9 protein-coding genes and 2 tRNA genes are annotated in these 13,272 nt (G+C 56.7%); 3 read left to right on the top strand and 8 right to left on the bottom strand.

Annotation, left to right across the window (positions count from 1 at the left end; genetic code table 11):
• Positions 1-274 precede the first annotated feature (274 nt).
• Together BM074_RS12950 and BM074_RS12945 are read right to left on the bottom strand one after the other, a co-directional pair.
• Positions 275-2,233, bottom strand: a complete 1,959-nt coding sequence (locus BM074_RS12950; RefSeq protein ID WP_139217664.1) for a hypothetical protein — start codon at positions 2,231-2,233, stop codon at positions 275-277.
• Between the two features lie 589 nt (positions 2,234-2,822).
• Positions 2,823-2,899: transfer RNA gene (locus BM074_RS12945), tRNA-Asp, on the bottom strand.
• A gap of 188 nt (positions 2,900-3,087) precedes the next feature.
• Here BM074_RS12945 and BM074_RS12940 point away from each other — a divergent pair.
• Together BM074_RS12940 and BM074_RS12935 are read left to right on the top strand one after the other, a co-directional pair.
• Positions 3,088-3,163, top strand: a tRNA-Val gene (locus tag BM074_RS12940).
• A gap of 157 nt (positions 3,164-3,320) precedes the next feature.
• Positions 3,321-3,923 carry a HupE/UreJ family protein gene (locus tag BM074_RS12935; RefSeq protein WP_175499008.1) on the top strand — a complete coding sequence of 201 codons (603 nt, stop codon included), beginning with the start codon at positions 3,321-3,323 and terminating at the stop codon, positions 3,921-3,923.
• 61 nt (positions 3,924-3,984) lie between these two features.
• Here the strand turns inward: BM074_RS12935 and lon are convergent, their stop codons facing one another.
• The 4 genes from lon to BM074_RS12915 form a co-directional block, all read right to left on the bottom strand.
• Positions 3,985-6,405 carry an endopeptidase La gene (lon, locus tag BM074_RS12930; protein WP_027232450.1) on the bottom strand — a complete coding sequence of 807 codons (2,421 nt, stop codon included), beginning with the start codon at positions 6,403-6,405 and terminating at the stop codon, positions 3,985-3,987.
• A 440-nt stretch (positions 6,406-6,845) separates the two neighbouring features.
• Positions 6,846-8,120 carry an ATP-dependent Clp protease ATP-binding subunit ClpX gene (gene clpX / locus BM074_RS12925; RefSeq protein WP_027232449.1) on the bottom strand — a complete coding sequence of 425 codons (1,275 nt, stop codon included), beginning with the start codon at positions 8,118-8,120 and terminating at the stop codon, positions 6,846-6,848.
• A 208-nt stretch (positions 8,121-8,328) separates the two neighbouring features.
• On the bottom strand, positions 8,329-8,958 hold the full coding sequence (clpP, locus tag BM074_RS12920) for an ATP-dependent Clp endopeptidase proteolytic subunit ClpP (RefSeq protein ID WP_027232448.1): 630 nt from the start codon (positions 8,956-8,958) through the stop codon (positions 8,329-8,331).
• A 130-nt stretch (positions 8,959-9,088) separates the two neighbouring features.
• Entirely contained in the window at positions 9,089-10,192 is a 1,104-nt protein-coding gene (locus BM074_RS12915) for an NAD(P)/FAD-dependent oxidoreductase (protein ID WP_091922515.1), read from the bottom strand.
• An 88-nt stretch (positions 10,193-10,280) separates the two neighbouring features.
• On the opposite strand from BM074_RS12915, the gene BM074_RS12910 reads away from it, so the two are divergent.
• Positions 10,281-11,525 carry a cytochrome P450 gene (locus BM074_RS12910; protein WP_244532853.1) on the top strand — a complete coding sequence of 415 codons (1,245 nt, stop codon included), beginning with the start codon at positions 10,281-10,283 and terminating at the stop codon, positions 11,523-11,525.
• On the opposite strand, the gene BM074_RS12905 is transcribed toward BM074_RS12910, so the two are convergent.
• Together BM074_RS12905 and BM074_RS12900 are read right to left on the bottom strand one after the other, a co-directional pair.
• Positions 11,526-11,870: a cupin domain-containing protein gene (locus tag BM074_RS12905; protein ID WP_091922511.1), complete on the bottom strand. Its 345-nt coding sequence runs from the start codon at positions 11,868-11,870 to the stop codon at positions 11,526-11,528. It abuts the gene before it with no gap.
• Positions 11,870-13,156 carry an O-acetylhomoserine aminocarboxypropyltransferase gene (locus BM074_RS12900; RefSeq protein ID WP_091922509.1) on the bottom strand — a complete coding sequence of 429 codons (1,287 nt, stop codon included), beginning with the start codon at positions 13,154-13,156 and terminating at the stop codon, positions 11,870-11,872. The genes BM074_RS12905 and BM074_RS12900 overlap by 1 nt, the downstream gene beginning before the upstream one ends.
• Between the last annotated feature and the right edge of the window lie 116 nt (positions 13,157-13,272).

Here is a 13,272-nt window from a genome sequence, read left to right as displayed (position 1 = left end):
AAGCGACCAGTAAGACCATCCCCAGTCACACGCCGCGACGCATTCTGTACGCAGCTTCACTGATTGTGTGGCTTCGGGCAGTTCGATGCTCGCGGCGTGCTCGCCCCGATCCTGCTCTTCTGTAAGAGGCGTGAGACACCGTTTGAACAAGGGAGTGGAACCAGAAATTTCTGCCACAAAACATACTCCGGTTGTGGTGCCCTGCTGCCACGACCCATCCCGCATGCCAAATTTAACATTAAGCACTTTGTGACCCGATACATCTATTTTTACTTCAGTTGGGCTGTGGGCGAACAACTTTCTGTCCAGTTTCCTTGATTCTGGCCTTCAAAAAAGCGTTCGCGGTTGACGCGGCAGCCAAAGGATGGGTGTCGAGTTTGGCGTACTGAACCTTAAATTCAGGTACGTAGGATCGGCCAAGCCAATTTGGACGAAGAATCTCAAAGCTTACTGGTCGGTTAGAGCCAATAGGAGTTTCAACCCCTGTCGCTATGTCAATAAATTCTCCAACCGACTTAATAACTGGCGATAGAATAAAGCCGTTTTCCGCTATACCCGGAATAAACCGAAAAACCTCTGGTTCACGATCGGCATAGTACAGTTTTATGTGCAACTCAGGGGTCTTGAATAATAATCTTATTATTCGTCCAATGAGGGTATGCCTGATTTCAATTTTCGCGAAAACAACGGAGTCATCCTTAGGAAGGTCTATCTTTTCGCCAATGCGACCAGTTGCCATACTGAATGCCCCGGTAAGTTCCGGCAATGCTTGCGCGCGTTGCCTTAGAACCACGAGCCCGTCTTTTTCTTCTGTCGGCTCGTATTTTTCTAAAAACAAAGGCCAAAGCGCTCCTTCAGTAAAAGCTGGGAGCCGTTGATCGATCGGATCGATCCCAAAAAGAACTGTACGAGGTGCTCTCGTCGACTTGAAAAATTCGCGATTTGCCTCGATCAATGCCGTCGAGTACGTGGCATATTCCTGGATGGTCGGCCTGGGCGTGTATTGCATACCGGATGCGATCACGCGAGATTGGATATTGGGTATGACATCGACCGTCCCCTCAACCAAAGGCAACGGCTTCGCTGCCTTTATGCGCGCCTTTGCGGATGACTGTGCCTCCGCATGATCGTCTGCCCATCGAGCGGGATTCCGCAGAAATCTTCCAATCTCGCCAACTTCCGACAAGCCTGCAGATAGGCGGGTTGGGATGCTTGGGATCGACCATCGGTCGCCGATAGCGTCAAAGTTTGCATAGGTGTGCGTCCACACGATTGAACATAGAACGATACCTGCCAAGGCAATTTTGCCGACGTTGGAATTGGCCACAAAAATGGCCCCGCCAATGCTCAAGATCAGGGCTGACCATGCGATAAGCGAATGCAGATCGTGCCTGACAAACCCGTGCTTCAATGAGAGAAGTAAAATAATGAAGAGCAAAACCGGGGCGCTCGACACTTGGATGAACTTCCCAATCGTGAAGGGCTTTAACCTAAACAATTGATCCAGGGCGAAAATAGTTGCTCCCGAAATGGCGAGGACAAGCCAAATCGATATCTCTTTGAAAGAGCCCGGCGTACTCATTGAGTCAGAGTAAGAGGCTGACACATCCAGGCTGGACACCATGTAATCCGGGAGACTGCCAATTTGCATCCCCGCGAGGAACATGGCCAGGACCAAAGCCACAAGAAATAAAACTGAGCAGATCGGAGCCTGACGGCGAGAAAGCCTAATGAAGTCGATTAACAGTGAGGCTAATATTATGACAGGTAAGGCGGAAAACTTTGTCAGAGCAATAATCGAAAATGCAGTGGCCGATGCTGCAATGTACCAAGTGTTAGGCTTGTCGTCTCTTCCTACCACGTACACAGCGAACAGCGGCAGAATATTGAGTATGGAATCTACGAAAACGGTGCTCATCAGAGCTGCGAGGATAAAAATCGTCGTGTAAACCGCATCCTTGGTGAACAACTTGAACGAAGTGAGAACACCATATGCAATCAGGATCACCGAACCCGCGAACACCGCGATTGAAAAGTCCCCTTGGTAATATTTATAGAGTACGTTCAGATATGGGCCGACGGTAAAGCGAATGTCAGGGCCGAACTGCAGCCCACCTGATTGTGCCTCGGAAACCCCCGCTATCCAACTGGGATCTAAACCATCGGCGATAGGTGTGAACTTCAGTCGGATGACGGATGAAAGCCACACTCCAAAAACGGCAGTTGCAACCACCCTCACCCAATACCCGACCCTTACCATTCATCACCCAAAACAACAAATCTTGAGAACGAGCTATACCAGATCGTGATTCTGAGCAATTTATGATTTTATGAAACTGGGTGCCTAGCGACTTTCCAAGCCCCTTCTGCGGGCAACGGCTTAACCGCAGAAATTCGCCGGCTTGCGCCTGATGCCATTCAAATGGCGTAAACTGGCTGCTACCGCGATCTGTTCCTTCATTCGTACGATCATCCGAAATGGCAATGAAGCGAGAATGCTCAGTTCCTGCCTTCTCCCAACTTTTCAATTGCCGGGTCACCGATACGACGTCTTACCAAAGTGGAGGATTGTTTTTTTACGCTCATGTATAGCTGCGAAAATGGGCCACAGCATCGATCAGAACAAGACGCTGCAAAAAACCTATATGCGGTCAACCTGACGGCAAGCAGCGGAAGAGTCACGCAAGATTGGACGCAGCAAAAATGCTTTAGAACAGAATGAGATCAAAAAGTTGAAACTCGTGGGTAAATAACAGTTGAAACTCGCGAGAGCGCCGCTCTTCCAGCGGCAAGCTATTTAATTGATTTATTTGAGAGAAAAGTGGCGCGAGTGACGGGGCTCGAACCCGCGACCTCCGGCGTGACAGGCCGGCACTCTAACCAACTGAGCTACACCCGCGCACTTTCGTGCCGAACATTTCGTCCGGCGTGAGCGGTCGTTTAAGGGGTTCGCGGGGGTGTGTCAAGCACAACCGAACAGGAAAAATGCGAATGTGAAAAACTCTTCGCGGAAATCATAAAAGTGTCGCAACCCTCTTGCCAATATCGCGCTAAACGCATAAACGCTCCGTCCATACCCTTTGCGTAGGGCGATTAGCTCAGTTGGTAGAGCGCTTCGTTTACACCGAAGATGTCGGGAGTTCGAGTCTCTCATCGCCCACCATTCCATCTCCCAAACCGTATCTGAGAGACCGGCGATCACGACAGCGATGACCGCTGATTTTATGCCGCTGTCAGCATTTCCTCTTTCTCTCGCGGCCCATCTGCGGCAACAATGGCTTCAGCCTCCTTCCAAGAACGCTGAAACACGGGAACAGAACATGCCAGCCCTCCGCACCTTCAAAATCGCCGTTGCCCTTGCCGCCAGCCTATTACCGTCCCTTGCCCATGCCCATGTGGGCCTCGGAGATACAGGCGGATTTACGCACGGATTCGCCCATCCTTTAACCGGGCTCGACCATATCCTTGCCATGGTGCTTGTTGGGATCCTCGCCGTACAGATGGGCAGGCGTGCCTTATGGCTCCTCCCCCTTGCCTTTATCGGCATGATGAGCGCCGGCGCTGCGCTGGGCTTTGCTGGCCTTGGCATGCCGTTCGTCGAGGTCGGCATCGCAGCATCGGTAATCGTGCTCGGCGCCGCTGTTGCGTTTGAGGTAAGGCCGCCAGTCGCCGTTGCCGTTGCCCTCGCAGGTCTGTTTGCCACCTTCCACGGTCATGCGCATGGCGCGGAGATGCCGATGAATGTTGCCGGGTACGCCTACGGCGCCGGATTCATCGCCGCCACCGCAATTCTTCACCTTGCAGGCATCACCCTGGGTCTCGGGGTCGCCAAATTTGGCGAGCGCTTCGGTCCCAATCTCGTGCGCATCGTCGGAGCGATCGCCGCTGCCGCTGGCCTCGGTATTCTCGGCGGCGCTATCTGAATTCAAGCACCGAATCAAAAAGGCCGGGCAATTGCTTGCCCGGCCTTTTGTATGCCCTCGCCTAGTGAGCGACCTGCGCTGCCGTTTCATCCTCGACAGGCGCGGCCGGCACATGTGCTGGCTCGGTCCACTCGATCCGCTCCGGCTGACGGATCAGAGCGTGCTTGATCACCTCGTTGGCATGCGAGACCGGAATGATCTCGAGGCCGTTCTTCACATTGTCAGGTATTTCCACCAGGTCCTTGGCGTTATCCTGCGGGATCAGAACAGTCTTTATGCCACCGCGCAGCGCGGCAAGCAGCTTCTCCTTGAGGCCGCCGATCGGAAGGACCCTGCCACGCAGAGTGATCTCGCCGGTCATGGCGATATCCTTGCGAACCGGAATGCCCGTCAGTATCGATACGATGGCCGTAACCATCGCGATACCGGCCGAGGGTCCGTCTTTCGGCGTTGCGCCTTCCGGCACGTGCACGTGGATGTCGCGGCGATCGAAGAGTGGCGGCTCGACGCCGAAATCAATCGCGCGCGAGCGGACATAGGAAGCCGCTGCGGAAATCGATTCCTTCATCACATCGCGCAGGTTGCCCGTTACTGTCATGCGGCCCTTTCCGGGCATCATGACACCTTCGATGGTCAGCAATTCGCCGCCCACCTCGGTCCAGGCAAGACCTGTTACGACACCGACCTGGTCTTCGCCGTCGATCTGGCCGAAACGGAACTTCTCGACACCGAGATAGTCGTCGATGTTGCTTTCCGTAACCTTCACCGCCTTCTTCTTGGTCTTCAGAATTTCGGTGACGGCCTTGCGGGCGAGCTTCATCAGTTCACGTTCGAGACTGCGCACACCGGCTTCCCGCGTATAGTTGCGGATGATAGCGCGGATCGCACCCTCTGAAACCGAAAACTCCTTCGGCTGCAATGCATGATCGCGAATAGCCTTGGGCAACAGGTGCCGCTTGGCGATTTCCAGCTTCTCATCTTCCGTATAACCGGCAATACGGATGATCTCCATGCGGTCCATCAAGGGGCCTGGAATATTCAGCGTATTGGCCGTCGTCACGAACATCACATTCGACAGGTCGTACTCGACCTCGAGATAGTGATCCATGAACGTCGAGTTCTGTTCCGGATCGAGCACCTCGAGCAGCGCAGAGGACGGATCGCCGCGGAAGTCCTGGCCCATCTTGTCGATCTCATCGAGCAGGAAGAGCGGATTGGACTTCTTGGCCTTCTTCATCGACTGGATGACCTTGCCGGGCATCGAACCGATATAGGTACGGCGGTGACCGCGGATCTCGGCCTCATCCCTCACGCCGCCGAGCGACATGCGGATATATTCACGCCCCGTCGCCTTGGCGATCGAGCGGGCAAGCGAGGTCTTGCCGACGCCGGGAGGACCGACGAGGCAGAGGATCGGACCTTTGATCTTGGTCGAGCGCGCCTGCACGGCGAGGTACTCAACGATACGGTCCTTGACCTTGTCGAGCCCGTAATGCTCGGCATCGAGGATCTCGTCGGCGAGGTTGAGATCGTTCTTGATCTTCGACTTCTTGCCCCACGGAATGGACAGCAGCCAGTCAAGATAGTTGCGAACGACGGTCGCCTCGGCGGACATCGGGCTCATCTGCCGCAGCTTCTTAAGCTCGGCATTGGCCTTCTCGCGCGCTTCCTTCGAGAGCTTGGTCTTCTTGATCCGGTCTTCCAGCTCGGCTGCCTCGTCGCGGCCGTCTTCGCCATCGCCGAGTTCCTTCTGAATCGCCTTCATCTGTTCATTCAGGTAGTACTCGCGCTGGGTCTTCTCCATCTGGCGCTTGACGCGCGAGCGGATGCGCTTTTCCACCTGCAGGACGGAGATTTCCGATTCCATGAACGACATGGCTTTCTCGAGCCGTGCGCGCACCGAAAGAATCGAAAGCATGTCCTGCTTTTCGGGAATCTTGATCGCTAGATGTGAGGCGACCGTATCGGCCAGCTTCGAGTAATCCTCGATCTGTCCGGCGGCGCCGACGACTTCCGGCGAAATCTTCTTGTTGAGCTTGACGTAATTCTCGAAATCCGAGACGACCGAACGCGCAAGCGCTTCGATCTCGACAGGATCTTCCTCGGGTTCTGCGAGCGTTACGGCAGTGGCTTCGTGATATTCCTCGCGATCGCTGAAACCGGTGATTTCGGCGCGGGCGATGCCCTCGACGAGCACCTTGACCGTACCATCCGGCAGTTTCAGAAGCTGCAGCACGTTGGCAATCGTGCCAACCGTGTAGATCGCGTCGGCCTGCGGATCATCATCCGCAGCGTTCTTCTGTGTGGCAAGCAGGATTTGCTTGTCGACGCCCATGACTTCCTCAAGCGCACGAATGGACTTTTCGCGGCCGACGAAGAGTGGAACGATCATGTGGGGGAAGACAACGATATCGCGCAACGGCAGAACGGCATAAAGCCCGCTCTGGCCACCCGCTGGTGTCTTCTTGCTTGCAACCGTCATTTCATGTCCTTTCTCAGGCCATCTGGCCAGATCGCCACGCCCGGGGTACCCATGGGTTGCATGATCATTCCAAAAAGCGTCCACTTTCGGGGATCAGCATGAGCGGCGTACTACCGGTTGTGCGGCTTACCTCATTACTTGGAGTGGCGGCCCGCCTGTTTCAAGCATCCCGGCCCCAAGCACAGTCACAGAATCGTAATCTATCCTGCTCCTGCAAATTTCGGAGCGCAATCTTCCGCAAGGCAACAATTAGGGTGCGACGGTGTGATTATCGTGGAAATCATCCACATACGCCGTCTGCTCTTCATTGCCTTTCGAACAGCGCTCGATGGTGTCAACCAACCTCATGCAACCTTTAGCGCAATTCAGCCGACATATAAAACAGAAAAGCTCCGCAGGTGTGCGGAGCCTTTCGCATTTGGCGGCCAATCTCTCCGCGATCAGGCGGAAACATTGCCTTTCTCTTCCTTGCGTTCGGCATAGATGTAGAGCGGGCGTGAATTGCCCTCCACCACATCGCCGGAGATGACGACTTCCTGGACGCCGTCGAGCGTCGGCAATTCGTACATCGTGTCGAGCAGGATCTTCTCCATGATCGAACGCAGGCCGCGTGCGCCGGTCTTGCGGGCAATCGCCTTCTTTGCAATCGCCTTCAACGCGTCCTCGTGGAACGTCAATTCGACGTTTTCCATGTCGAACAGGCGCTGATACTGCTTGACCAGGGCGTTCTTCGGTTCAGACAAAATCTGCACCAGAGCGACTTCATCAAGGTCCTCGAGGGTCGCGATGACCGGCAAGCGGCCCACAAATTCCGGAATGAGGCCAAACTTCAACAGGTCCTCCGGCTCGAGTTCGCGGAAGATCGCGCCGACGCGACGATCGTCCGGAGCCTTGACCGAGGCACTGAAGCCGATGGAGGTCTTTTCGCCGCGAGCCGAGATGATCTTGTCGAGACCAGCAAAGGCGCCGCCGCAGATGAACAGGATGTTCGTCGTGTCGACCTGCAGGAATTCCTGCTGCGGATGCTTGCGGCCGCCCTGCGGCGGGACGGAAGCAACCGTACCTTCCATGATCTTCAGCAAGGCTTGCTGCACGCCCTCGCCCGACACGTCGCGGGTGATCGACGGGTTGTCGGACTTGCGGCTGATCTTGTCGACCTCGTCGATATAGACGATGCCGCGCTGCGCCCGCTCGACATTGTAGTCGGCAGATTGCAGCAGCTTGAGGATGATGTTTTCGACATCCTCGCCGACATAACCAGCTTCCGTCAGCGTCGTCGCGTCCGCCATGGTGAATGGCACGTCGATGATGCGTGCAAGCGATTGAGCCAGATAGGTCTTGCCGCAACCGGTCGGGCCAACCAGGAGGATGTTGGACTTCGCCAGTTCGACTTCATTGTTTTTCGATGCGTGCGCCAACCGCTTGTAGTGGTTGTGCACAGCGACAGAGAGAACACGCTTGGCATGGCTCTGACCGATAACATAATCATCGAGAACAGCCATGATTTCCTGCGGCGTCGGGACGCCTTCGCGGGATTTCACCATCGAGGATTTGTTTTCCTCGCGGATGATGTCCATGCACAATTCGACGCATTCATCGCAGATGAATACAGTCGGGCCCGCAATCAGCTTGCGAACTTCGTGCTGGCTCTTTCCGCAAAACGAGCAATAAAGCGTATTCTTGGAATCGCCGCCGCCGTTGCTGACTTTGCTCATTGCAGTTTCCTTTCAGTATCGGCCCCGCTCTCTCAGGACCGTCACTTCCAACCGACGGAAGTGAATAGACGTATGCAGATCGGGCTTCCTAACTCACAATGGCTTAACGTAGCGTCTGTTGGCCTCTATGCAAGCCGGTTGTGTGGCAGAAAGTCCGCATCGGTGTCAAAAAATGTTCATTTCAGACCCCGATGCGGGAATTAGCCGGTTACTTTATCTCGCCTTCCAGAAGTTCGCGGGACTCAAGCACCTTGTCGATCAAGCCGAATTCAAGTGATTCCTGTGCCGTCATGAAATGGTCGCGGTCGAGCGTGCGCTCGATCGTCTCATAATCACGCCCCGTGTGCTTCACGTAGATTTCATTGAGGCGGCGCTTCAGCTTGATGATGTCCTGGGCATGGCGCTCGATGTCGGAGGCTTGTCCCTGGAAACCGCCCGAAGGCTGGTGCAGCATGATGCGCGCATTCGGCAGGGCAAAGCGCATGTCCTTTGCGCCGGCCGTCAGCAGGAGCGAGCCCATCGACGCGGCCTGACCGAAGCAGAGCGTTGCCACGGCGGGGCGAATGAACTGCATCGTGTCATAGATCGCCATGCCGGAGGTGACGACGCCGCCCGGGGAGTTGATGTACATGTTGATTTCTTTTTTTGGATTTTCCGATTCAAGGAAAAGCAGCTGCGCGCAGATCAGCGTCGCCATGCCGTCCTCGATGGGTCCGGTAATGAAAATAATGCGTTCTTTCAGCAGGCGCGAGAAAATATCATAGGCCCGCTCGCCCCGATTGGTCTGTTCGACGACCATAGGCACGAGGTTCATAGCTGTTTCGATTGGATCTCTCATCGGTGGGCCTCAGCGTTTTGAGAATAATGGGGCATGCCCCAGATTCGTGGATGACACTTTCGATACATAGGGCTTCGTAACCCGTTTCCGCAAGATCCTCGCATGACCATGCCGGGTGGGTTGCGGACGATCAAGCCGCTTCCGCGCGCAGCCAGCGCTGCAGCAAGGGCAGGCTGCCATCGTCAAGGGAGCGGGCGACGCGCCTGCCGACAGCCGCACCAAACTTGTAGCCATGGCCGGAACAGGCTGAAACGATAAGGCATTTTCCGATTTCCGAAGCGAAGAAGCGCTCATCGGCGGTAAACGTGTAAGCGCAGGTGACCACGTCCACCACTCTGTACTCCGAAAGCCGCTTTATCGGCGGCGCGAAATGAGCGCGTATGGCCTCGCCCTCGCCCTCAGCCGCCACGCGGTCGAGATCAGCGTCGCTGCTCTGGCGCTTATGAAGCCCGGTTCCGAATTTGAGACCACCACCGCCGCTTGCCGGTATGATGTAACCGTCAGTACCCCCGCCGACGTCGAGGACCACGGGCGAATTCTCCCATGCTGACCGCAAGTCCGCAGGCGGGTCGAGATAGACAACGGCGGTGCGATAGGTTGTCAGGTTTGTTGCAAGCTCCGGGAAGAGTTTGGTGACCCAGGCGCCTGCGGTGACGATCACGCGATCCGCTTCGATGACTGTGCCATCGGCGAGGCGGACTGTGGCCAAATCCGTGTCGACCGAAACGACCCGGGCGTTTTCCATGACCCTCGCGCCCTTTTCGCGCAGCCAATGCGCCAAGTCCGTTGCGATTTTTCGGCAATGAAGCGCGCCGCCCTCCGGCGAGAAGAACGCGTAGCGGAACGTGCCTTCCTCAAGATAGGCGTAGCGCTCAACGGCATCCCTGGGCTCATAGATTTCGAGCGGATAGCCTCCCTGCTCAAGCCCTTCACGATATTCATCCGTGTCATCGCCGGCCTCCCGCGATACGCAAATGAAACCGCGTGGATCAAGGTGGCTCGTCCCAATATCGTGCCAAAGCTCGTCCCAGGCCTCGTAGGCTTCGGAGATGGCGTCGGCATATCCGCCGGCCTTGCCATAGGCCCGGCGTATGATGCGGTGGTGGTCGCCCGAGGCGGCGAGCGGATTGGGGATCGGCCCCTGTTCAAGGAGCGTGACCAGATGGCCGGCCTTGGTCAGGGACCAAGCCGTCGACAATCCGGCGATGCCAGCGCCGACAATGGTGATTTTCATGGTGGGATTCCTGTATCAGTCTTGGGGGCTGAAATATGAAACGATATGTAGTGAATGCTCAACCCCTGATCACGCATGGAAAATGCCAATGTCCCTCCCCGCATCGTTTCGCCACGATCCCGAACCCCGCCATCTGCAGCTTGATCCGCGGGACCCGAGCTTCTTTCAGGACCCCTACCCGGCCTATGCGCACCTCCATGCGGCAGGTTCCAGTTTCTTCTGGGAAAACTACGGATTCTGGTGCTTCATCGGCTACGATGCCGTCAACCGGCTCTTGCGTGATCGGCGTTTCGGCCGGGAAAAGCGGCACAGCGATGCCGATTCGCAAGGCAGAGCCGGGGACCGTTCGCATCTGATTGATTTTGATCACATCGAGAAGTTCTCGATGCTTGAACTCGAGCCGCCGGTCCACACGCGGTTGCGCACGCTGGTCAATCGCGCTTTCGTTTCGCGTCAGGTGGAGCGGCTGCGCCCGCGCATCGAAGCGCTGGCAAACGATCTGATCGACAAGTTCGAGCCAAGAGGCCAAGCCGACCTGATAGCGGAATTTGCCACGCCTATTCCCGTGACTGTTATCGCGGAAATGCTTGGCGTGCCGACGCAAGCCGCGCCGCAACTTCTGGATTGGTCACACCGCATTGTAGCTATGTATATGCATGGCCGCACCCGTCAGTCGGAAGAAAGCGCGAACGCCGCCGCGGCAGAGTTCTCGCAATTTCTGCGCGACTATGCCGGCAAGCGCCGGTCAGAACCGGCCGATGACCTCTTGAGCCTCTTGCTTGCGGCGGAGGCAGACGGGGCAAAGCTGACCGAAGACGAACTCATTACAACGGCCATCCTGCTTCTCAACGCCGGCCATGAGGCAACGGTGCACCAGACCGGTAATGCGGTTAAGACCATCCTTGAAAGCGGTACACATCCCGCAAGCCTTCTGGCCGATGCGGAAACCACGGCCAAAACCGTGGAGGAATGCATCAGGTACGACGCACCGCTCCACATGTTTACCCGCTATGCCTATGAGTCGATCGATCTCGGGGATGGCATCAAGCTCGAGCCCGGCGACCAGATCGGATTGATGCTCGGCGCTGCCAATCGCGACCCGCTGGTCTTTCAATCGCCCGAGATTTTCCAGCCCGACCGCACGGACCAGAAAAATCTCTCATTTGGCGCAGGCATCCACTTTTGCATCGGCGCGCCGCTGGCGCGGCTTGAACTGCAGGTGGCGCTCAAGGTGCTCTTCGACCGGTTACCCAATCTGGGGCTTCGCGACGTGCCGCGCTATCGCAACACCTACCATTTCCACGGGCTCGAACGGCTCGAAGTCACCTGGTGATCAAAGCCTGATCACATATTCCTTGCGCGTCGTCTCCAGGACTTCCCACGTTCCGCGAAATCCCGGGCGCAAAACGAAACTGTCGCCGGCACCGAGGTGATGCGGGTCGCCACCTTCCTCGGTGACAATGGAGTGGCCTGAAAGGATGTGGCAAAACTCCCACTCGTCATAGACGATCTGCCATTTGCCCGGCGTCGCCTCCCAGATGCCGGCATAGAGGCCGCCATCCGCCTCCTCGGCGTTCCAGGTGCGGAATTGCGGATTACCCGAAACGACCCGGTCCGCCGTAGGGGCGCCAAGTTCCGGCTCGATTCCGTCAATGGCGATTTTAACGAGATGCCCCATCAGCCTGCCTTGCTCAATGCCTGTTCGAGATCGGTGATAATATCTTCAACGCTTTCAATGCCGATGGAAAGCCGTACAACGTCAGGCCCGGCTCCCGCCGCGACCTTCTGTTCGTCGCTTAGCTGGCGGTGGGTGGTGGACGCTGGATGGATGACCAGCGATCGCGTATCGCCAATATTGGCAAGGTGCGAGAAGAGTTGCAGCGCCTCGACGAATTTGACGCCGGCATCGTAACCGCCGCGCAGGCCGAAGGTGAAAACGGAACCAGCGCCCTTAGGCGCATATTTCTGCTGCAATGCGTGATAGGCGTCCTCGGGCAGGCCGGCATAGCTGACCCACGCAACCCCCTCCTGCCTTTGCAACCATGTGGCGACCGTCAGGGCATTTTCGGCATGGCGCTGCATGCGCAGCGGCAAGGTCTCAATACCCGTGAGGATCTGGAACGCATTGAACGGCGAAAGCGCCGGACCGAGATCGCGCAGGCCAAGAACGCGGCAGGCGATGGCAAAGGCAAAATTGCCGAAAGTTTCGTGGAGGACGGCGCCGTTATATTCCGGTCGCGGCTCCGACAGCAGGGGATAATTGCCGGATTTCGACCAGTCGAAGGTGCCGCAATCGACGATGATCCCACCCATGGAATTGCCATGGCCGCCGAGAAACTTGGTGGCGGAATGCACAATGATATCGGCGCCATGCTCGATCGGCCGGATGAGATAGGGCGACGCGAGCGTGTTGTCGACGATGAGCGGGATGCCGCGGCGATGGGCTATCTCGGCGATGGCCGCAATATCCGTAATGATCCCGCCCGGATTGGCGATGCTTTCGATGAACACCGCCCGTGTACGATCATCGATCTGCGCTTCGAACGAGGCGGGATCGTCGCCCTCCGCCCAGCGCACCTGCCAGCCAAACGATTTGAAAGATTGGCCGAACTGGTTGATCGAGCCGCCATAAAGCTTGTTCGACGCAACGAAATTGTCGCCCGGCTGCAGAAGGGTGTGGAAGACCAGAAGCTGCGCCGCATGACCGGAGGCAACACTCAGCGCGGCGGTGCCCCCCTCCAGCGCTGCGACCCGTTCCTCCAGCACCGCATTGGTCGGGTTGGTGATGCGCGAATAAATATTGCCGAAAGCCTTCAGCCCGAACAGCGACGCTGCATGGTCAGCATCGTCGAATACGAACGCGGTCGTCTGATAGATCGGCGTCGCGCGTGCGCCTGTCGCAGGATCGGGCTTGGCGCCAGCGTGAACGGCAAGTGTTTCTATTCCGGGTGCGCGATGCGCCATGGTGTTCCTCCTGTCGGGATAATCGGGCAAACTATGGAATGACGACGCTGGAGCCTACAGCGCATGTTTGCAAAGCAACGTCGACCAATTTCAGTCCAAGCTTGAGATTCCAATGC

The organism is Phyllobacterium sp. CL33Tsu, assembly GCF_900113985.1.
In the GTDB taxonomy this organism is placed as follows: Bacteria; Pseudomonadota; Alphaproteobacteria; order Rhizobiales; family Rhizobiaceae; genus Phyllobacterium; species Phyllobacterium pellucidum.
Note: the sequence above shows the minus strand (reverse complement) of the source record. Positions and strands in the feature narration are given on the sequence as shown.